14 protein-coding genes are annotated in these 20845 nt (G+C 73.8%); 9 read left to right on the forward strand and 5 right to left on the reverse strand.

Annotation, left to right across the window (positions count from 1 at the left end):
* Positions 1-31 precede the first annotated feature (31 nt).
* Genes ABTY04_RS10875 through ABTY04_RS10885 form a run of 3 tightly spaced genes read right to left on the reverse strand, consistent with a single transcriptional unit; the run spans position 32 to position 3554 of the window.
* Positions 32-385 (reverse strand): UBP-type zinc finger domain-containing protein, encoded by a 354-nt coding sequence (locus tag ABTY04_RS10875; protein WP_352213019.1) that lies wholly within the window; start codon positions 383-385, stop codon positions 32-34.
* Positions 382-1881, reverse strand: a complete 1500-nt coding sequence (locus ABTY04_RS10880) for an ATP-binding protein (protein WP_352213020.1) — start codon at positions 1879-1881, stop codon at positions 382-384. Before ABTY04_RS10880 ends, ABTY04_RS10875 begins: the two co-directional genes overlap by 4 nt.
* Entirely contained in the window at positions 1878-3554 is a 1677-nt protein-coding gene (locus ABTY04_RS10885; protein WP_352213021.1) for an NAD(P)/FAD-dependent oxidoreductase, read from the reverse strand. The genes ABTY04_RS10880 and ABTY04_RS10885 overlap by 4 nt, the downstream gene beginning before the upstream one ends.
* A gap of 529 nt (positions 3555-4083) precedes the next feature.
* Here ABTY04_RS10885 and ABTY04_RS10890 point away from each other — a divergent pair.
* The gene (locus ABTY04_RS10890) at positions 4084-5997 is read left to right on the forward strand and encodes a copper resistance CopC/CopD family protein (protein WP_352213022.1); all 1914 of its coding nucleotides are present in this window, start codon (positions 4084-4086) and stop codon (positions 5995-5997) included.
* A 52-nt stretch (positions 5998-6049) separates the two neighbouring features.
* Here the strand turns inward: ABTY04_RS10890 and ABTY04_RS10895 are convergent, their stop codons facing one another.
* Positions 6050-6784 (reverse strand): DUF1775 domain-containing protein, encoded by a 735-nt coding sequence (locus tag ABTY04_RS10895; protein ID WP_352213023.1) that lies wholly within the window; start codon positions 6782-6784, stop codon positions 6050-6052.
* Positions 6785-7232: 448 nt separating this feature from the next.
* On the opposite strand from ABTY04_RS10895, the gene ABTY04_RS10900 reads away from it, so the two are divergent.
* Positions 7233-9311, forward strand: coding sequence for a PIG-L family deacetylase (locus ABTY04_RS10900; protein WP_352213024.1), 2079 nt, complete (start codon positions 7233-7235; stop codon positions 9309-9311).
* Positions 9312-9588: 277 nt separating this feature from the next.
* Entirely contained in the window at positions 9589-10023 is a 435-nt protein-coding gene (locus ABTY04_RS10905; protein ID WP_352213025.1) for a hypothetical protein, read from the forward strand.
* A 48-nt stretch (positions 10024-10071) separates the two neighbouring features.
* On the opposite strand, the gene ABTY04_RS10910 is transcribed toward ABTY04_RS10905, so the two are convergent.
* Positions 10072-11550, reverse strand: coding sequence for a glycoside hydrolase family 15 protein (locus ABTY04_RS10910; protein WP_352213026.1), 1479 nt, complete (start codon positions 11548-11550; stop codon positions 10072-10074).
* Between the two features lie 395 nt (positions 11551-11945).
* On the opposite strand from ABTY04_RS10910, the gene ABTY04_RS10915 reads away from it, so the two are divergent.
* The 6 genes from ABTY04_RS10915 (at position 11946) to ABTY04_RS10940 (ending at position 20803) form a co-directional block, all read left to right on the forward strand.
* Positions 11946-13484, forward strand: coding sequence for a DUF6056 family protein (locus ABTY04_RS10915; RefSeq protein WP_352213027.1), 1539 nt, complete (start codon positions 11946-11948; stop codon positions 13482-13484).
* Between the two features lie 88 nt (positions 13485-13572).
* Positions 13573-14133, forward strand: a complete 561-nt coding sequence (locus ABTY04_RS10920) for a hypothetical protein (protein WP_352213028.1) — start codon at positions 13573-13575, stop codon at positions 14131-14133.
* Positions 14134-14340: 207 nt separating this feature from the next.
* The gene (lanKC, locus tag ABTY04_RS10925; RefSeq protein WP_352213029.1) at positions 14341-16983 is read left to right on the forward strand and encodes a class III lanthionine synthetase LanKC; all 2643 of its coding nucleotides are present in this window, start codon (positions 14341-14343) and stop codon (positions 16981-16983) included.
* A complete protein-coding gene (locus tag ABTY04_RS10930) occupies positions 16970-17104 on the forward strand; it encodes a SapB/AmfS family lanthipeptide (protein ID WP_214939950.1) in 135 nt (44 codons plus the stop codon). The genes lanKC and ABTY04_RS10930 overlap by 14 nt, the downstream gene beginning before the upstream one ends.
* Positions 17105-17171: 67 nt before the next feature.
* The gene (locus ABTY04_RS10935; RefSeq protein WP_352213030.1) at positions 17172-19007 is read left to right on the forward strand and encodes an ABC transporter ATP-binding protein; all 1836 of its coding nucleotides are present in this window, start codon (positions 17172-17174) and stop codon (positions 19005-19007) included.
* On the forward strand, positions 19004-20803 hold the full coding sequence (locus ABTY04_RS10940; RefSeq protein ID WP_352213031.1) for an ATP-binding cassette domain-containing protein: 1800 nt from the start codon (positions 19004-19006) through the stop codon (positions 20801-20803). Before ABTY04_RS10935 ends, ABTY04_RS10940 begins: the two co-directional genes overlap by 4 nt.
* The last annotated feature ends 42 nt before the right edge of the window (positions 20804-20845 follow it).

The following is a 20845-nucleotide window of genomic DNA, read 5'->3' on the forward strand; positions in this document are numbered from 1 at the left end:
GGCGGTGCCCGGGAGGCACCCCGCGACTGGCTCAGCGGTGCAGCATCCGCGTCCAGCCCGGCGGAACCCTGTCGGCCGGTCCCGGTGCCGGCTGATCCGCCGGGTGGCCGCCGGGCGGTGTCAGCTCGGGCCCGGACTCGTACAGCTCGCCGGTGTCGTAGTTCCAGAACCACTCCTCGTCCGGCTCGAAGCTCTGCACCAGGGGATGGCCGGTGGACTTCCAGTGGGCGGTGGCGTGCTGGGCCGGCGAGGAGTCGCAGCAGCCGATGTGTCCGCACTGGGCGCAGCGCCGCAGGTGGAACCACCAGCCGCCCACCGCGTCGCACGCGGCGCAGCCGGTTCCGGCGGGCGGGACGCCCGGGTCGATTCCGGTGATGTCGGTCATGCCGGCTCCTCGGCGGTCTCGGATTCGTGCGAGGGACGGGAGGTGGGCTCGGAAGGCGTCTCCGGGTCCGCGGCGGTCAGCGGCAGCAGGACCTGGAACCGTGTGTCGCCCGGTACGGATTCGACCTGGAGGCTGCCGTGGTGCTTGTTGACGACGATCCGCCAGGAGATGTCGAGGCCGAGACCGGTGCCCTCGCCGACCGGCTTGGTGGTGAAGAAGGGATCGAAGATGCGGCCGCGGATGTCCGCCGGGACACCGGGCCCGGTGTCGCGGAACTCCACCAGCAGCCGGTCACCCTCCCGTGCTGTGCGGACCGTCAGGGTGCCGTCGCGGCCGGTGCTCCCGATGGCGGAGGCGGCGTTGTCGATGAGGTTGGTCCACACCTGGTTGAGCTCTGCCGGGTAGGCGGGTACCTCGGGTACGGAGCGGTCGTAGTCCTTGACCACCCGGATCCGGGGGCCGATCTTGCCGGACAGCATCAGCAGGGTGCTGTCGAGGAGTTCGTGGACGTCGACGACCCGGTACGGGGCACGGTCGAGCTGTGAGTACTGCTTGGCCGCGTCCACGAGGTGGGAGATGCGGGTGGTGGAGTCGTCGATCTCGTCCATCAGCAGCTCGGTCTCGACCGTGTAGTTGAGCCAGCCGATGGCCGCCGGCAGGATGTCCTCGGCCACGGTCGCCGCGACCTGCTCCAGCCAGTCCGTGTCCAGACCGGCCTGCACGAAGGCCGGGGCGATCCGCCAGCCCTCCGGGATGCCGTGGTCGTCGAGCCAGTCGGCGAGCTCGTCCTCCCGGTCGGACGCCTCCAGCGGGCTGAGCGCCGTTGCCTTGGCGACGCGTTCGACGGTGCGCTCCTGGATCTCGATGAGGTCGGCGATCGTCTCGCGGGAGTACCGGCCCCGGGCGATGAGCGCCAGCTTGTGCCGCATCTTGCCCACCCGCTCCCGCAGCGTCGCGGTGGCCCGGACGGCCGCCGCGGCCGGATTGTTGAGTTCGTGGGTGAGACCGGCGGACAACGATCCCAGGGCCAGCAGCCGTTCACGCTGGCCGATGGCCCGCTGGGTGTTCTTCGAACCGAAGAAGAGACCCTCCAGCAGGTGCGCGGCCATCGGGAACCATTCCCGCATGATGTCCCCGAACGACTGCGCGGGCAGTACGAAGAACCGCGTCGGCTCGGTCACCCGCATCGAGTTGAGGTACGTCTGCGGCACCTGGTCGCCCAGGTAGGCCTGCATGGCTCCCGCGTACACGCCGCGCTGAGAGGTGCGGCTGACTTCGACGTCGTCACCGCCGACCCGGCGGGACAGTACGACGGTGCCCTCGATCATCACGTAGAAACAGGTGGCCGGGTCGCCCTCGGTGTACACCGGGCCCGCCTGGAACCGCTCCACCCGCCCCTCGGTGCACAGCCGCCCCAACTGCTCCGGGGAGAGCTTCTCGAACAGGAACAGCGAGGCGATCTCCTGCGGGCTGCACGGCATGACCTGCCCGCTCATGACTGCTCCAGGTACCGGTGGACGAGCATCACGGCCATGGCTCCCTCTCCGACGGCGGACGCGACACGCTTCGCGGACTGGGCGCGCGCGTCGCCCGCCACGAACACGCCGGGAATGCTGGTCTCCAGGTGGTAGGGCGGCCGGTCCAGTTCCCACTCGGCCGGCGGTCGTCCGTCCGGCGTGAGGTCCGGGCCGGCCAGGATGAATCCGTGCTCGTCGCGCAGCACCGTGCCGTGCAGCCAGTCGGTCAGCGGGGCCGCGCCGATGAAGACGAACATCCACTGGGTGTCGACGAGCTCGGTCGCACCGCTGTCCATGTGACGCAGCGTCAGCTGCTCCAGGTGGCCGTCGCCGTGCGCCGCCTCGACGACGGTACGGGTCCGCACCGTGATGTTCGGCGCCTCCTCGACCTGCTGGATCAGGTAGTACGACATCGACGCCGCCAGCGACTCCCCGCGCACCAGCAGCGTCACCGACTTCGCGCCCCGTGCCAGGTACATCGCCGCCTGCCCGGCGGAGTTGGCGCCGCCCACGATGTACACGTCCTGCCCCTGGCAGGAGGCCGCCTCGGTGAGCGAGGAGCCGTAGTACACCCCGCAGCCGGTCAGGTCCTCGCAGCCCGGCGCCCGGAGCTGCCGGTACGACACCCCGGTCGCCAGGATGACGCTGTGCGCGGCGACGGACGAGCCGTCGGAGAAGCGGACGACGCGCGCCGGTCCGCTGGCCTCCAGACCCGTGACCTCGCGCGCCGTGAGGATCTCGGCCCCGAACCGGCCGGCCTGGCGGCGGGCGCGTTCGGTGAGCTGCGCCCCCGACACGCCGTCCGGGAAGCCGAGGTAGTTCTCGATGCGGGAACTCTGGCCGGCCTGCCCGCCGGTGGCCGACCGCTCGACCAGTACGGTCCGCAGTCCTTCCGAGGCTCCGTACACGGCCGCGCCGAGCCCGGCCGGGCCGCCGCCGATGACGACGAGGTCGTAAAAGTCGGCGGTCGGCGTCGTCGCGAGCCCCACGTGGGCAGCCAGTTCGGGCGCCTCCGGCTCGATCAGCGCGGTGCCCTCCGGCGTGATCACCAGGGGCAGGCGCTGTCCGTCGGCCCCGGCGGCCTCCAGCAGCCGCCGCCCCTCGGGCTCGTCGGAGGAGTACCAGCGGTACGGCACCTGGTTGCGGGCCAGGAACTCGCGCACGTGCGAGGAGCGCGCCGACCAGCGGTGCCCGACCACCTTCGTGGCGGGTACCGGCCGGTAGTCGCTGGAGCGCCAGGCCGCGAGCAGATCGTCCACGACCGGGTAGAGCTTCTCCTCCGGCGGGTCCCACGGCTTGAGCAGGTAGTGGTCGAGGTCGACGACGTTGATCGCGTCGATGGCCGCGTTGGTGTCGGCGTACGCGGTCAGCAGCACGCGCCGCGCACCCGGGTACACGCCCAGCGCCTGTTCGAGGAACTGGATGCCGTTCATCCCGGGCATGCGGTAGTCGGCGAGGATCACCGCCACCAGGTCGCCTCGCAGCTTCAGCTCGCGCAGCGCCTCCAGTGCGGACTCGCCGGACTCGGCGCGCACGATCCGGTAGTCGGCGCCGTAGTGGCGCCGCAGGTCACGGGCGATGGCACGGGAGACTCCCGGGTCGTCGTCCACGGTCAGGATGACGGTCCGCGCCGTATCGGCGGCCTGTGCCATACGTCTCCACCCCGGGTGCTCCGGGCGGGCGGCGCGGCGAGCCGCCCACGCAGGTTCCCGCCCATCGTATGTTCGATCGTCCGGGACCGCTCGGACGCCGCGGACCGTGCGCTCCGGGTACGCACGCGGTCGCTGTTGGTCAATGGGCACGGGAGGGCAAGCCCCCTGTAAAGGCCGGCCGGCCGGGCTGCGAGGATCGGCACCGTGCTCGTCGTCCTGCTCGGCATCGCCCTCATCGCCGCGATCGTCTTCGCCGTCCGGCGGCGCCGCAGGACGGCGTGAACATCCTTCCCTTACAGGGAAAGTGCCGGAGCCGGGCCTTCTGAACCGCTCTTTGGCAGAAGTTGCTCAACCCGCTCCGTCACCGGGCCGGCAGCACTATCGTCCACATCTCGCCCTGTGTCCCAGTCCTGTCAGAGTCCGTCCTGTCGCCCCAGGTGAGCCACACCGTCCGGCTGCTGCCCCGTACGACCGAGTCCCGGGCGGAGGTGTCGCCGCCGGCGACCGCCACCCTGGAGGCCGCCTCCTCATGCACACCGGATCGCCTCCCGCCAGGACGTCACGGACCGTCCTGGCGCTGGTGGCCGCCCTATTCGCCCTGGTCCTCGGCGGGGCGGTCCCGGCTTACGCGCACGCCGGCCTCAGCGGCTCCGATCCCGCCGACGGCTCCGTCCTCAAGACGGCGCCGCAGCAGGTCACGCTCACCTTCACCGAGTCGGTCGGCTTCACCGAGGACTCGCTCAGAGTGCTCTCACCCGACAACGAGCGCGTGAACCCCCGCCCGGCACGGCATGTCGACGGCAAGGACAACACCGCCGGGGTGGAGCTGTCCGACAAGCTGCCCCAGGGCACCTACACCGTGGCCTGGCGGGTCGTCTCCGCCGACGGCCACCCGATCTCCGGCGCGTTCGTCTTCTCCGTCGGCAAGCCGTCCGGGACCGCCGCCGTGGTGCCGGCCGGCTCACCGGACGACACGGCAGTCGGCCGCCTGTACGGCCTTTTCCGCTACGCCGCCTACAGCGGGCTCGCCCTCCTCGTCGGAGCTGCCGCGTTCGTCCTGGTGTGCTGGCCCGCCGCAGGTGCGGTCCGTCCGGTGCGCAGGCTGCTGGTGGCCGGGTGGGCGACGCTGCTGGTGGCCACCGTGGCTCTGTTGCTGCTGCGCGGCCCGTACGAGACGGCCGGCCGGCCGATGTCGGTGTTCGACCCGTCTCAGCTGGGCCGTACCGTCACCGGGAGGCCCGGAGCAGCGCTGATCGCCCGGCTCGTGCTGCTCGCGGCGGCCGCGGTGCTGCCGAGGCTGCCGGCCCTGCGACCCGAAGGCCAAGGCGACGGGGCGCAGCCGCCGCACCCCGGTGCCCGAGTCCGCCTGGCCGGGGCGGTGCTCGCCCTGGGCCTGGCGTTCACCTGGGCCGCAGCCGAACACGCCTCCGCCGGCATCCAGGTGCCGGTGGCCGTTCCCGTCGCCGTGCTGCACCTGCTGGCCATGGGGGTCTGGCTGGGCGGCCTGATCACGCTGGTGGTCGTCCTTCGGCGCACCGGCAGCCGTGCCGTCCCGGAGTCCGCGATCGGCCGCTTTTCGACGCTGGCCTTCACCGCAGTCGCCGTTCTGGTCGGCACGGGGGTGTACCAGTCCTGGCGGCAGGTCGGCTCCTGGGAAGCGCTGACCGGCACGCCGTACGGGAGGACCCTCGCCGTGAAGGTCGCCGCCGTGGTCCTCGTCCTGTGGGTGGCGTTTTTCTCCCGTCGTCGGACGGCCCGCCTCGTTCACGCAGCGCAGCCGGCCGCGGAGACGCTCACGGTGCCCGAGCCCGAGCGGGTGAGGGTCGCGCAGATGGCCGGCGCGCCGACGCCCCCGGCGGCAACGGAACCCGGCGGCACGTCCGGTGCGCCCGGTGGGGGCGAGCCGGGCGACGACACCGGGCCGTCCGTGGCCGAGGCCGGCGGACACCGGCGCAGCCTGCGCCGCACGGTGGCCGTCGAAGCCGCACTCGGTGTCGTGGTCCTGGCGATCACGACCCTGCTCACCGGCACCCAGCCCGGCCGCGCCGTGGGCGACAGTGCCCCGGCGGCCACGGCGCAGGAGCCGCAGGTGAAGGTGGTCACGGTCCCCTTCGACATGGGGACGGCCAACCACCAGGGCACGGTGCAGATCACGCTGGCGCCGGGACGCGTCGGCGAAAACACGGTCGAAGCCGTCGTGTACACCGCGGACGGCGGCCTCGCGACCGTTCCCGAACTCCGCCTGACCCTCACCCAGGACGCCCTGGGAATCGGCCCGCTCGACGCCAGGCTCAAGAACCAGAAGGGGTACTGGGCCGCCTATGACCTGCGGCTGCCCATGCCCGGCGAGTGGACCATGAACATCACGGTGCGAACCACCGACATCGACCAGGTCACCGTGCGCGAGACCGTCCGCATCACGTCGTCATCGTCACCGCGGTAGCGGCCGGGTCCGGTGGACGGCGCAAGCGGTGCACCGGACCCGGCCGCTGCGGTCAGGCCCGGCCCCGGCCCCGGCTGTGGAGCAGCCACCAGAACGCCCCGCCGGCGGCGAGCAGTGCTTCCGCCGCGACCACGCCGACGACGTCTCCGGTTCCGCTGCCGGCAGCCTCCGCGCTCGCCGCCCGGCTGCCCGTGGCCGGGACGGGGACGGAGGGAGCCGCCGTCGACGGCCTGACGGGCGGTTCGGCGCTCGGGGTCGGCGACGGACTCGGGGCGATCGGCTGTGCCCCGGGGGCCGCTGCCTCCAGTTCGAGCAAGGGGGCCGGATCGTCGGCCTTCTCCCCGTTGGCGGGCACCTCGATCCAGCGGGCGATCTTTCCGTCGCCGTAGGTTTCGAGGGTCTTGAAGGCCAAGGTCTTCTCGTCGGGCAGCCGGCGCACCGTGATGCTGTACGCGGCGTCGGTACCGGTGGCCAGAGCGGGACCGCCGACGGTGTACCCGTCCGGGGTGGCCGTCAGCTTCCACTCCTTGGGGGCGTCCTTCAGGGTCACGGCGTCCGGGGTGATGCCCTTCGGGAGCACGACCCGCAACTCCGCGATGCCCGCGGTGTCCGACTCCGCCTCGGAGGTGAAGGAAAGCGTGACGTTCTCGGCGAGGGCGTGCGGGTCGGAGGCGGTGACCTCGACGTGCGCGGCGGCCGGTCCGCCGGCCACGCCGAGGACCACCAGGGCGCCGACGGCCGCGAGGACCGGCCTGCGCAGACGCGGGCGGGTGTGCGATCTGTTCACGATGGAGGAACCCTCTCGGTACGCGGGGCGGCCGGTCGCCATCATTCACCGGACCCGTCGTCGTCAGGTCCCGACTGTCAATTGCGGAGCACTTTTCAGGGGGCCGCACCCGGCCGTCGTGGCGACCGGCCGGCGGGAGCGTGAAGATCCATCGGGCGAGACATGTGTCACTCGCCCGCGGCCTCCTCGGACGGGACACCCGGGGCCTGGCACGCCGTGCGGCCTTGTCCGGCTTCCCGTGCGGCCGATGCAGAGGTGGGCAAAAGGGACATACAGGGCGTTTCGCCTATTTAACCCAGTTCCGTTTATATGCCCCTTGATGCTGTGTCAGCCGCAAACGTGCCATGCATAATCGAGCCCGGTCGTCTCCGGAAGCAGTGGAGCCATCGGGACACCGAATGACTCCCAGGCGGAATTCCGCACCCGACCGATCCTCAAGGCGCTGTAGATGTCCCTGGCCAGCCGCACCCGCCTCGCAGCGCTGCTCGCAGCAGTCTCCGTCGCTACCGCCGGTATGACGGCCTGGTCCTACGGATCCGGGCACGAGCGGCAGCCGGCGGCCCCCGAGGCGGTCGTCAGGGCGAGCGTGACCGAGGGTTCCGCCCTGCAGGTCGTGGCGCACCCCGACGACGACCTGTTCTTCATGAACCCCGACCTGAGCCGCTCCATAGCCCGCGGCATCAAGGTCACCACGGTCTACCTCACCTCCGGCGAGTCCGACGGCAGGAACGAGGCCCACAGCCCGCACCTGGACGACGCCGCGCGACCCGCCGACCGCGCCGCCTACGCGGAGGCCCGCCAGAACGGCATCCGGGGCGCCTACGCGCAGATGGCCACCGGTGACCGCACCAGCGCCTGGCAGCGGCGGTCCATACCCACCGCCGGCGGGGGCAGCGCCGAGGTGGACGTCCTCGTCGCCCGGCCCGAGGTCAATCTGGTGTGGATGGAGCTCCGCGAGGCCCGCAGCATCTCCGGGAACAATCCGGAAAGCCTGCGCGGCCTGTGGGACGGCCGGATCCCCGCCCTCGGCGCCCAGCTGACCTCCGGGACGCCGGTCAAGAGCGAGTTCTCGTACACCAAGGACCAGGTCGTGGCCACCATCGCGGACGTGCTCGCGATGTACAAGCCGACCGCCATACGGATGCAGGACCCCACCCCCGGCAGGACGGTGCACGGCACCTTCCTCGACCACCAGGACCACATGTACGGCGCCCGCTTCGTCCAGGCCGCCGCCGAACGCTACGCGCAGTCCGCGGACCGGCCGCACTTCTCGGTCCAGAACTACGTCAGCTACCCGAACACCTCCCTGCCGCCGACGCTCGACCCGCAGACCGCCGAGGAGAAGCTCGGCTACCTGAAGACCTACGCCTGGACGGACCACCAGGACTGGTGCGCCAGCCCCGCGGGCTGCGGCGACCGCAAGGCCGCGACCAGGCCCACCGGCGCCGGCTGGAACCAGACCATCCGCTACAGCCGCGGTGACGGCACCTCCTGGATGGCCGAGGGCGTCTCCGGACGGCTGTGGGCCTTCGCCGCACTGGACGGCCGCATGGCGTACTGGTCGCGCAGCGGCCCGAAGGCCTCCTGGCAGGGCCCCCGGTTCCTGCCCGGCGCCGGCATCGACGCCGGGGCCACGGCGGTCCGGCTCCCCGACGGCAGGGTCGCGGTGTTCGCCACCCGCACCACCCTGGGCACGACACCCCAGGAGTACGGCCGGGACGTCGTGTACGCCGTCCAGACCAAGGCCGACGGCGGATTCGGCCCCTGGCAGTCGCTGGGCAGCCCGGACACCGAGGACAGGTCCCGCACCTCGGCGATCAGCGCACCGGCCGTCGCCGTGGATCCGGCGGGCCGGATCACGGTGTACGTACGCGATTCCGGGCGTACGCTGCGCGCCCGGGCGCAGGAGACCCCGGACGGCGCCTTCGGCACCTGGCAGGCCCTGGGCGGCGCCGGACTCCTGGGCGACCCGGTCACCGCGACCGACGGGTCGGGGCGGCGCCAGGTCTACGCGGCGACCACCGGATCCGTACTGGCCTGGGTGCAGAACACGCCGGGAGCCCCGCTCACCGGCTCCTTCGCGACCGGGCTGCCGCAGACGACGGGCGTGCTCTCGGCACGCCCGGAGGGCGACGGGGTCCGCCTCTTCTTCCGCCGGCCCGGCTCGGGCACCGTCGGTACGAGCCTGGCCACCGCGGGCGGGCCCGCGCCGGAGTTCTCCCCGGTCGCCGAGACCGGCGGTCCGGGCGGCTACGGCGCGGTCGGCGTCGCGGGCCACCTGCTCGCTGGCCGTGCGAGTACGGGCACGGTCAGCGTGGCCGGCACGGCCGGTCCGCAGTCCTGGCAGGAGTCCCAGATGCTGTACGCGGGTGCCCCGTCGGCCGTGGCCGGGCGGGCCGGTACGGCCGTCGCGGCGGCCCTCGGCCTGGACGCCGAGCTGCACGTCCTCACGACGGTCCCGCCGGCCGGATCCGAGCCGCCCGGCGGCCGGCCCGCCTCCCCGTGGCACCTGGCGGTCCAGCCCTGACGCCCGTGCGGGCACGGCACGCGGGCCCGGCCGTCTCCGGGGGCCGGCCACCGCGGTGACCTGCGCCGCAGCGCCCGCCCGGCGGCGCCGGGCCCCGGGTGGCAGCGCGGACCGGGGCGGGCGAGGATGGCGGGCGGACCACCTCGCGGGGCGATGGCGGCCGAACTCTGACCCACGGGCGATCGGGGCTTCCATGACCCCTCTTTCCACCGCTCTTTCCACCGCTCTTTCCACCGCGTGCAGACGTGTCTGCGGGGGACCGGGACCGATCCGCGCCGTGGCCGCCCTCGCGGCTCTCGCGGCCCTCACGACCGGGTGCAGGAACGACACCGCACCTGCCTGGGGGTACCCCGAACTCGGCACGACCTTGAAATCGCTCGCGCGGGGTCTCGACGAGGACTGTGACGAGCAGGCCCCCGAGAGCTGCGTGGCCGGTCTCGAACGGCTCGGCGTGCTGGCGGAGCGGGCCTTCGCCGAGGTCCTCGACCACAAGCTGCTCGACGGCGCCTGCGTCCGGGCGATGAACGATCTCGACGGGGCGAGGGAGCTCCGCGTCGCCGCCGCCGGGGAGGCCCGCGCTCGGCACGATCCGCACTACCTCCCGTTCCGGCACGCGGTACGGGCCGAGAGGTTCGCGTACCGTCGCCTGCTCGCCGAGCTGGAGAGCCTGCGCACCGCCCCGCCCCCGGGCGACGGGACGCAGCCCGTCTGAGGCGGTGCCCGCGTCGCGGCGCGGCGCGTTCCGGCCCGGTCAGAGCACTCAGCCCCGCAGGGGAGGCGTGGGGAGGGCCTTGCCGTCGAGCGCCACCAGGGAGAGGACGGTGATCGAGCCCGTCCATGCCAGGGGTGCCACCGACGAGGGCCTGCCCGCCCCGTCCACCTTCTCGGGGAGTTCCCCGAGCACGTTCCTTTTGGCGAGGACCCAGTCCAGGACCTGCCTCGCCTTCGCAGGTCTGCCCGTACCGGCCCACGCGAGGGCGAAGAACGAGGTACTGGGCGTCCAGGCGTTCCCACCCCAGGGCGCCGTCGGATCGTTGCCGGGGGTGAGACCCCCGTTGGGCAGGAGCAGGGCCTTGTGCGTGGCGTCGAGCGCCCGGGGCAGATCGGCCGGGGCCGCGTTGAACGGCGGCGCCATGAAGGCCACGGCGCTGTCGTGTCCGTGCAGTCCGTCGACGGTGCGCTGGTATCCCAGAGGGGCGAACTTCTTGGATATCCCGGAGGAGAGCCGCCCCGCGGCCCGGCTCCAGCGTGCCGCGTCGGCCGGCCGGTTCATCTCCCGGGCCAGGTCCGCGGAGGCGTTGAGCCCGGCGAGGAGGGGAGCGGCGGTACCGATGTTCGCCGTGGACGTCATCAGTTCCCAGTAGTCCGGGGAGGCCGGGGGCAGTCCGTCCGCCCGCAGGGAGGCCGCCGTGTGGTCGGCCGCCTTGCGGATCATCGGGTAGAGGCCGGTCAGCCGGGCGCTGCGGGTGGTGCGGGGCGCCGTCTGGTACCACTGCCAAGTCGCCCAGGGGACCCAGCCGTTGGCGTCGAGCTGCCACCGCCTGCCGTCCGGCGGGCCGGAGCCGTCGAGTTTCGTCCGCGCGTCCCAGGTGCCGTCCTTGCGCTGGGTTCTGGCGCTGTAGCGGAGGATCCGGTAGGCCTCGGCCTCGTGGCCGGTGTGCGCGAACGCGGCGGAGGCGAAGCTGGAGTCGCGGGGCCAGGAGTACATCCAGCCGGGAGTCCAGCCCGCCGCCATGGCACCGTTCGGCCGGAGCAGGGCGCGCATGGTCAACAGGGCCCGCTCGGCCGCCGCGCGCTGCGCGGGCGAGCTGCCCGGGACCCGGCCGGCGGCCAGCCAGGCACGGCTCTGCGCGATCTGCTGCCGGGCCGTCGGATCGTCGAGGGCCACCACGGCCGATGCCGTCCTGTCGTCGGGGAGGTACTTCCACCGGCCGGACGGCAACCGCAGTACGTTGCTCCGCTCCATGTACCGCGCGCCCTTGGCGACGGACGGTGCGATGCCCTCGGTGGCGGTCGTGTTGGAGAGGAGGCCGGCGGTGGGGGCGGCGAGCACCGACATGGGTGCGTAGCTGCCCTCGGCGTCGCCGTGACTCTGGTGTCCCACGGGCCTGACGAAGAGCGCCGGCCGCTGTTGGGGGGCGCCCCGGCCGGCCGGGGCGCCCGCGACACACACGGGAAGGGAGATGCTCGCGACGGCCGCCGTGACGACCGCCCAGCGAACGAGCGGGGCAGCAGGCATCACCCCTCCTTCCGTCGGGCTTCCGGGCGCGCAGGCCCCGGAATTCCCATCGTGGCCGAGCTGCGCGGAGGCCGCCACGACACACCCGCCGCCCGGGTGACCGAAGGGCGGTGAGAGGCCCCGCGTCATCGCATGGAGCAACAGCCGTGGAACGGGCGCAGGATCCCGCGGATTCCGGACCGAGGGGCGAAAGGGCCCCGCTCCGCCGAGGCCGCGGATCCCGGCGCGCTCACCGTGGACCGGAAGTGCGCAACCACGGCCTTGAGCCCCGGCGCCTCTCGGATGCCGGGGGGCGGCGAACCGTGCACATTGGTGTGACCGGGCCCTGCGGTGACCAGAATCGGCAGGCGCATCGGCCGCCGGTGCGGCCGGGCGCCGCTGCGAAGGATCGGTGGATGAGCACTGCTTCGATCGAGGGCGAGCGCCGTCGCACGCATGCCTCCGCAGCGGTGCGGGGACACCACCGTCGCCCGTTCGTCCGCAGGCTCCTGCCGGGCGCGGGCGTCATCCTCGTCGCGGCGGCCGGGGCCCTGATCGCCGTCGGATGCTTCCTCGGGCTCTACGTACGGCCCGCGTCGGACGACTGGTGCGCCGCCTGGAAGTCCCGTGAACTGGGAGTCCTCGGCATCACGTCCGACTTCTACTCGACCCAGAACGGCCGGATCACCAATGCCTTCCTGAGCGGCCTCGTTTACGGCGACGGACTCGTCGGAGTCAAGATCCTTCCGACCGTGATCGCCGTCGCCTTCACGGCCGGCCTGGTCCTGCTCGGATACCGGTTCGTCCGCTTCCTCGGCGGGAAACCCCGGATCCTGCTCCTGACCGCCTGTGCCCTGACCGTCCAGGCGCTTCTGTACTTCGCCGGAACACGCAGTTATCAAGTTCTGCTGTGGGCTCCTGCGACCATTTCGCACACCCTTCCCAGCGTCATAGGAGTGTGGGCGCTCCTGCTGGCCTTCTGGACCGTCCGCCGGCCGAGTGCCGCCGTCCGGGCGGGCGGCTTCGCCGCCGCGTTCCTCATCGGGTTCGCGCTCGGCACCCTCAGCGAACCGTTCGCACTCGTCAGCGGTCTGCTCGCGGCCGGTGCTGGCCTGCTGGCCCTGCCCCGCCTCAAGCTGGCGCAGACCTGGCATCCGTTCACCTGGTGCGTGCTCTGGTGCTCCGGACTCGCCTGCGGCCTGATCGTGCTCTACACGTCCCCCGGCGCCCGGTGGCGCCGCGCCCAGCAGCCGGACCGGCAGTCCGTGCTCTCCGCGAGCGAACTCAGGGCCACCTTCCAGGACTGGCTGCACATGTGGGATTCCGTGACGGGCCAGTGGGCCTACCTCGGAGCCGCCGCCGTCGGCGTCCTCCTCGGTGTCGGAGCAGGCCTGCGCGCACCTGCACGCGGGAAGCGGAACCGGCGCCCGGCCGTCCCGCGCAGGATGCTGATCGCCGTGTTGCTCCTGCCCGTGCCGGTGGTGGTGCTGGGCTCGTTCGCGGTGGTGCTGGGCCTGCGCAGCGGCTACGGCCCGAGCGGGTGGACGTACGCCCGTACCTGGACGAACTTCCTCGTCCCGATGGAACTGGCCCTGTGCGGATACGGCGCACTGCTGGGGGAGTGGGCGAGCCGGTTCGCGGCGCGCCGACGGACCGCCGCAGCGCTGATCCCGGCCGCCGCCGCGGCCGCGGGCGGCCTGACACTGGCCGCGCTGGCCGTGCTCGTCCCGAACGTGCAGCAGCTCACCACGACCACGGTGACACGTGCCGTGGCCTGGGACGCCCAGAACTACCGCATCCGGTCCGAGGCCGCGAGGGGTGCCACCGACCTCGGATACCGGCCCCTGTACATCGGCGGTCTGGCCGAGCCGTTCTTCACCTCCGACCACGAGCGGGACTGGGTCGCCGCCTGTGTCTCGAAGTGGTACGGCATCGACCGGATCCACCGCCGCTGAGCCGCTGCCGCCGACCACGGGGAACCCGTTGGAGTGATCACCGGGGTGTCCCCGTGCCGGCGTGCGGCGGCCTCGCCAAGATGCGGGCATGCCTCTCTCCCTTCCCCTCTCCCGCCGCGCCCTGCTCCCGTTCGTGGCCGGCGTCGCGCTGCTGGCCACCACCTCCTCCACGGTGGCCGGCGCGGCGGAAGCATGCGGCTCGGTCATCACCGCGCCGCTCGCCCGGCCCGTCTCCGCCGACGACCCCTGCCCCAGCACCGACCCCGTCGTGTGCCGCATCCGCGTCCTGCCGATGGACGAGAAGGTCGAGGCGCAGCGGACCCGGATGCGCTACCACGAACTCCTTGAGGACATGCACCGTACGGCGGCCGACATGCGCGCCGCCGGGGCCACCGACGAGGAGATCGCCCGGGAGATGGTCGGCATGCGCAACCAGGCCAAGGAGATCACCCGGGCCGGCATGACCCCGGAGGAGGTCCGCATCCTGGAGGAGCGGAACATCGCCAAGTACGGCGACCCGCTCGGCCCCACCGCGGACCAGCTCTACGCCAAGTACGGCTCCTGGCAGCAGGTCACCGACGCCTCGATGCGGACCAGCTACGCCGTCGACCGCGAACTCAGCCTCGAATACCGGCCCTGCCCGGTCTGAGCGGGGAGCTGCCCGCAGGGCGGGGGCGGTGCCACGACCGGACACCGTTGGCGAATGCCAGCGGTGTCCACGACCGGAGCCGCCCCCACCGCCAACCGGGCCCTCGTGACTCGTGAGTACTGCACACCCCGTCGGTGACAGCAGTGACTGTCGCCGCCTGCGCCGGGCGTGACACGGTCGGGACTGCCGCCGACCGAGGGAGCAGGTGTGAACAAGGGGTACGCCGCCTTCTGCGATGCCGACCGCTGGTTCTACGACGCGCCGTACCGGCGGGCCGAGCAGAGCTACCCGGTCGCGCTCGCCCCCGTGCCGTCGGGCTGGCGTTCGCACCGCAGCGGCGACTGGCTCGCGCTGCGGCCCGACGCCGCCGTGCTGCCCGCCCAGGGCTGGAAGATCCACGTCTCGGCCACGCTCGACAACGCCGAACCGACCCTGGCGACGGTCCACACGTACTGCACCGCCCGGAACATCGCCTTCAAGTTCATACCGAGCCGGTACCTGCTGCACCTGCGCAACGCCAAGTACGCCGACCGGGCGGCGAGCGGGAAGTTCATCACCGTCTACCCGGCAGACGAGGACCAGTGCCGCCGGATCGCCGAGGACCTCGACGCCCTGCTGGCGGGGGCGGCCGGCCCGTACATCCTCAGCGACCTGCGCTGGGGCGCCGGCCCGGTCCACCTGCGCTACGGCAGCTTCACCCTGCGCCACTGCTACGACGCGAGCGGCACGCTGGTCCCGGCCATCGAGGCTCCCGGCGGGCGGCTCGTACCGGATCCGCGCGGGCCGGTGTTCCAGCCGCCCGAGTGGGTCGAGCTGCCCGCCTTCCTGAAGCCGCACCTCGACGCGCGCTCCGCCGTCACGTTGGCCGGCATCCCCTTCACCGTGGAGCGGGCGCTGCACTTCTCCAACGGCGGCGGCGTCTACCTCGGCAAGGACAGCCGCACCGGCGAGACCGTGGTGCTCAAGGAGGCCCGGCCGTACGCCGGCCTCGCCGCCGACGGCGCCGACGCGGTGACCCGGCTGCACCGTGAACAGGCCGCACTGGAACGGCTGGCGGGCCTGGACTGCGTCCCCGCCGTCCGCGGGGCGTTCACGGTCGGCGACCACCGCTTCCTGGTCCTGGAACACCTCGCCGGCAAGCCGCTCAACACCTACTTCGCCCGCCGCCACCCGCTGATCGAGGCGGACCCCGGCCCCGACGAGCTCGCCTCGTACACGGCGTGGGCCCTGGCGGTGCACCAGCGGGTGACGGAAGCCGTCGACGCCGTCCACGCCCGCGGGGTGGTCTTCAACGACCTCCACCTCTTCAACATCATGGTCGAGGAGGACGAGACGGGCGAACCCTCCGTCGCACTCCTGGACTTCGAGGCCGCCGCGCACGTCGACGAGGGGCTGCGCCAGACCGTGGCCAACCCGGCCTTCGTCGCCCCCGCCGAACGGCGCGGGTTCTCCGTCGACCGCTACGCCCTCGCCTGCCTGCGCCTCGCCCTGTTCCTCCCGCTGACCAGCCTGCTCGTCCTGGACCGGGCCAAAGCCGTGCACCTGGCCACCATTGCCGCCCGGCAGTTCCCCGTACCACGGCGGTTCCTCGACGAAGCCGTCGAGGAGATCCTGTCCGGCGCGCCCCGGGGCACCCCGGGCGGGCGGCTGCCCGCACCGCGCGGGCCGTACCTGCCCGTCGAACCGCGGGAGTGGCCGGCCGCCCGTGCGTCCATGACGGCGGCGCTGCGCGCGTCCGCCACCCCGGACCGCGACGACCGCTTCGTCCCGGGCGACATCGCCCAGTTCGCGACCGCCGGCGGAGGCGTCGGCTTCGGATACGGGATCGCCGGGGTCCTCCACGCCCTCGCCGAGACCGGCGCCAGACCCTGGCCGGAGGCCGAGCAATGGCTGCTCGACCGGACCGCGGAACCGGCCTCCGGCACCCCGCTCGGCTTCTACGACGGCCTGGCCGGCACGGCCTGGACGCTGCACCGGCTCGGACACCCCGACCGGGCGCTCGACCTTGCCGACCGGCTGCTGCGCCAGCCCTGGCAGAGCGCCGGCCCCGACCTGCACGGCGGACTCGCAGGCATCGGCCTGGCCCTGGACGCGCTCGGATCGGCGAGCGGGGAGAGCGAGCTCCGCGCCGCCGCCCTGCGCTGCGCCGAGCTCGCCGCCCGGCCGGCGCACCGGCCGGCCCGTGCGGGACTGCTGTACGGCAACTCCGGCCCCGCCCTGCTCTTCCTGCGGCTGTACGAGCGCACCGGCGACAAGGAACTGCTGATCCAGGCCGCCCACGCCCTCCACCGCGACCTCGACCGCTGCGTCACCAGCGCGTACGGCACCCTCCAGGTGAACGAGGGATGGCGCACGATGCCGTACCTCGGCGAGGGCAGCGTCGGCATCGGCATGGTCCTCGACGACTGGCTGGAGCACGGTCCCGACGAGCGCTTCGAACAGGCCCGGCGCGAGATCGTACGGGCAGCGCAGGCGACCTTCTACGCCCAGCCCGGGCTGCTGCGCGGCGCCGCCGGAATGATCCTCCACCTGGCCCGGACCACCACGCCCGGCCCGGGCACCGGGCCCGACGCCGTCGCGCGCCAGATCGACGCACTGGCCCGGCACGCCGTGCAGTACCAGGGCCGTCTGGCCTTCCCCGGCGAGCAGATGATGCGGCTGTCCATGGACCTGGCCACGGGCACGGCCGGCGCCCTCCTCGCCCTCGGCAGCGCGGCGTCCGGCGGGCGCGCACACCTGCCGTTCCTTCCGCCGCTGCGCAGTGCCGCGGCGGCCCCCGAGCCGGCCCCACCCGGGGCCGTGACCCATCGCACCACTCAAGAGAAGAGGAACCGACATGACGCTTCTTGACCTGCAGTCGATGGAGACCCCGAAGGAAGAGACCACCGAGGCCGCGATGACGGGCGGCGGCAGCCGCGCCAGCCTGCTGCTCTGCGGCGACAGCAGCCTGAGCATCACCACCTGCAACTGATCGGGTCGCCTCGGGCCCGGGCGGTTCACCGCCCGGGCCCGCACCACATTCCAGGAGGCATCCGCCGATGAGCCCACCCGACCCGCCGGACCCGGCGGACCAGGCGGCGGCGCGGGCACAGGCGCGCGGCGCCGACCGGGCGCTCGCGGCAGCAGCCCGCCACAGCGCCGGACGCACCGCCGCCGTCCTCGGATGCACGGTGGCAGCCGCCGCGGCCGCCCTCGCCGAACCCGCGGTCCTCGGCCACACCCTCGACCTGCTGCTCCGCCGCGCCCCGTCGGGCCCCGCCTGGACCCTGCTGTGCGCCGCCGTCATCGCCGCCGAGGTCGTCCTGGACGCCGCAGCCGCACGGCTGACCGGCGAGGTGGACGGACGCTGCGCCGCCCGGCTGCGCAGGCTCGGGCTGGCCCGGCTGCTGCGTACTGCACCCCACCACGCGGCCAGGTACGCCCCCGGGGACACCACCGCACGGCTGACCGCACATGCCACCGAGGCCGGGAAGGTCCCGGCCGCCGTCGCGCACGGCACGGCCGCCCTGCTGCCCCCGCTCGGCGCCCTTGCCGCGCTCTTCCTCATCGACGTGTGGACGGCTCTCGCCTTCCTCGCGGGCGTTCCGCTGCTCGTGCTCCTGCTGCGGGCCTTCGCCCGCGACTCCTCCGCCAGCATCGCCCGGTACCAGCAGGTGCAGCTCGCGACGGCCGGCCGGCTCGTCGAGGCACTGGCCGGGGCGCGGACGATCGCCGCCGCCGGCACCGCCGACCGCGAACGCGACCGGATCCTCACGCAGTTGCCCGAGCTGGGAGCCGAGGGCAGGCGCATGTGGCGGGTGTACGGCGCCACGGCGGCCCGCTCGTCGGCCCTCCTGCCGATGCTCCTGTACGCGGTCCTCGCCGTAGGCGGCATCCGCCTGTCGGCCGGGGCCATCGGTGTCGGCGAACTGCTCGCCGCGGTACGGTACGCCGGCCTCGCCGCCGGCCTCGGGGCCGTGACGGGCGGGCTGGCAGCCGTGGTCCGCGGCCGGGCGGCCGCCCGACGGACCGCCGCGCTCCTCGCCCTGCCCGTACTAGGCCACGGCGGCGCGGAGCTGCCGGAAGGCGGACCCGGCACGCTGGAACTGCGCCGCGTGCGGCTCGTACGCGGCGGCTCGCCGGTCCTGCACGACATCAGCCTCGTGATCCCCGGCGGGACCACGGTGGCCGTGGTCGGCCGGTCCGGAGCCGGCAAGACGCTGTTCGCCGCCGTGGCAGGGCGGCTGACCGACCCGGACGCGGGGCAGGTGCTGCTGGACGGTGTGCCCCTGCGGGAGCTTTCGGCCGAAGCACTGCGCCGTGAGGTCGGACACGCCTTCGACCGGCCCGTGCTGCTCGGGGACACCGTCGGCGAGGCGATCGGCTTCGGCGCGGGGCCGGCCCCCGGCCCGGAAGCGGTCCGCGCGGCGGCCCGGGCCGCGGGGGCCGAGCCCTTCGTACGGCGCCTGCCCCGGGGGTACGGCACCCGCCTCGCCGATGCCCCGATGTCCGGAGGCGAGGTCCAACGCCTCGGCCTGGCACGGGCGTTCTGCCATGCCGGGCGACTGCTGGTCCTGGACGACGCCACCTCCGGCCTCGACACCGTAACGGCCCGCCGGGTCGAGACGGCGCTCGCCCACGAGATCAGGCCCGGCACCCGTATCGTCATCGCGCACCGGCTCTCGTCCGCCGCCCGCGCCGACCTCGTCGTATGGCTGGAGCACGGGCGCGTCCGGGCGACCGGCACCCACGACCTGTTGTGGCGCCACGAGCCCGGCTACCGGGCGGTGTTCGCCGCGGACGCGGAACCGCAGGACGCACCCCCGGTCACGGACCCGCCCGGCGAGGCCCGGGGACACCGGCCGCCCCGGGGGGACCGGGAGGCGGCGCGGTGACCGCTCACGGGTGCAGGGGCGGGACCGGGCGCCGCGTGGCCCCCGAGGGCCGGAGGTTCCTGCGCGGCCGCAAACGCGCCCTGGGACGGCTGGCGGCATGGTCGCTCCTGGAGTCCGCGCACACCTTCCTCGGCGGCTACGGGGTGGCCCGCGCCCTCGACGACGGTTTCCTCGCCGGCCGCACCGGCCTCGGCACCGCCTGGCTGGCCGCGGCCGGAGCCGGGGCGCTGCTCGGTTCCCTCGCGCTGCGCGGTGTGTTCACCGGACTCGCGGACCTGGTGGAGCCGCTGCGCGACGGCCTGGTCCGGCGCGCGGTGGGGCAGGCGCTGGACCGCGCCGTAGCCGACCCGGCGCGTGCGCCCGACACGGGTGCGGTGTCCCGGCTGACCCAGCAGACGGAGATGGCCCGGGACTCCTTCGCAGGCCTGGTCCTGACGGCGCGTTCGTTCGTGTTCACCGCCGCGGGCGCCCTCGCGGGCATGGCGGCCCTCGCTCCCGTGCTGCTGCTGGTCGTCCTGCCCCCGCTGCTGCTGGGCGTGGCCGCCTTCCTGGCCACGCTCAGCCCCATGGCCTCGGTGCAACGCCGCTCCCTGGACACCGACGAGGCGCTGTCGGACCGCCTGGGGGCACTGGGGGAGGGCCTGCGCGACATCGTCGCCTGCGGAGGGCAGGCGGCCGCGCGGGAGAGGGTGGAGCCGCTGATCGCCGGGCAGGAGCGGCTGGCGCGCACACTCGCCCGCTGGACGGCCCTGCGCACGCTGGCCCTCGGCACGGCGGGGCGGTTGCCGGTGGTCGCGCTGCTGGCGGCGACGCCCTGGCTGCTCGGACGGGGGATCAGCGCCGGCACGCTGGCCGGCGCCCTCACGTACGTGGTGCAGTCACTGCTGCCCGCCCTCAACACCCTGATGACGGCGGTCGGTTCCGCCGGTACGCGCCTGCTGGTGGTCCTCGAACGGTTCTGTGAGCCGCTGCCGCCGGCCTCCTCGGACAGCCTCCGCCGCCCGGGGGGGCCGGCGCCTGCGGCCCCGGCCGGGGTCCGGGCCGACGGGCAGGTTCCTGCCGCCGAGCTGCGGGGCGTCACCTTCGCGTACGGGCCCGGCGCGGCCCCCGTGCTCGACGGGCTCGACCTGGTGGTGCGACCGGGGGAGCACCTGGCCGTGCTCGGGCCGAGCGGCATCGGCAAGTCCACGCTCACCGCGCTGCTCGCGGGGATGCTCTCACCCGACGCGGGGGCGGTCCTCGTCGCCGGCGCCGACGCGCGCGGCCGGGTGGCGGGCGCCCCGGGGCCCGACCCGAGGCGGACCCTGGTGCCCCAGCAGGCCTACGTGTTCACCGGAACGGTGCGCGAGAACCTGACCCACCTGTGCCCAGGGTCCGGCCCGGGAACGCCCGACGAGGCACAGGTGCGGCGGGCCGTCGCCGCCCTGGGACTGGACGGCCTCGTCGAGCGGCTGGGCGGCCTGGACGCCCGGGTGTCGCCCCGGCTGCTGTCCCGGGGCGAGAGCCAGCACCTCGCGCTGGCCGCCGCCTACCTCTCGCCGGCGCCCCTGCTCCTGCTCGACGAGGCCACCTGCCACCTGGACCCGCGTACCGAGGAGCGTGCCGAACGGGCCCTCGCGGCCCGCTCCGGCACCCTCGTGGTCGTGGCACACCGGGTCTCGTCCGCGGCCCGCGCCGACCGCGTCCTCGTCCTCGACGGGGCCCGGGCGGTGTGCGGCAGGCACGAGGAACTCCCGGCGAGGTCGCCCCTGTACCGGGATCTGGTGGGGATGTGGGAACGGACCGCGGACGCATGACGCGGCTCCGCGGCCGCCCGTCGCCCGCCGGTGGCCGTCTGC

The organism is Streptomyces sp. NPDC097981, assembly GCF_040302565.1.
Classification (GTDB): Bacteria; Actinomycetota; Actinomycetes; order Streptomycetales; family Streptomycetaceae; genus Streptomyces.

Bases quoted from the DNA above. Each gene is read 5' to 3' on its own strand.
- ABTY04_RS10875 (WP_352213019.1), bottom strand. From the start codon at position 385: ATGACCGACATCACCGGAATCGACCCGGGCGTCCCGCCCGCCGGAACC.
- ABTY04_RS10880 (WP_352213020.1), bottom strand. From the start codon at position 1,881: ATGAGCGGGCAGGTCATGCCGTGCAGCCCGCAGGAGATCGCCTCGCTG.
- ABTY04_RS10885 (WP_352213021.1), bottom strand. From the start codon at position 3,554: ATGGCACAGGCCGCCGATACGGCGCGGACCGTCATCCTGACCGTGGAC.
- ABTY04_RS10890 (WP_352213022.1), top strand. From the start codon at position 4,084: ATGCACACCGGATCGCCTCCCGCCAGGACGTCACGGACCGTCCTGGCG.
- ABTY04_RS10900 (WP_352213024.1), top strand. From the start codon at position 7,233: ATGTCCCTGGCCAGCCGCACCCGCCTCGCAGCGCTGCTCGCAGCAGTC.
- ABTY04_RS10910 (WP_352213026.1), bottom strand. From the start codon at position 11,550: ATGCCTGCTGCCCCGCTCGTTCGCTGGGCGGTCGTCACGGCGGCCGTC.
- ABTY04_RS10915 (WP_352213027.1), top strand. From the start codon at position 11,946: ATGAGCACTGCTTCGATCGAGGGCGAGCGCCGTCGCACGCATGCCTCC.
- ABTY04_RS10920 (WP_352213028.1), top strand. From the start codon at position 13,573: ATGCCTCTCTCCCTTCCCCTCTCCCGCCGCGCCCTGCTCCCGTTCGTG.
- ABTY04_RS10930 (WP_214939950.1), top strand. From the start codon at position 16,970: ATGACGCTTCTTGACCTGCAGTCGATGGAGACCCCGAAGGAAGAGACC.
- ABTY04_RS10935 (WP_352213030.1), top strand. From the start codon at position 17,172: ATGAGCCCACCCGACCCGCCGGACCCGGCGGACCAGGCGGCGGCGCGG.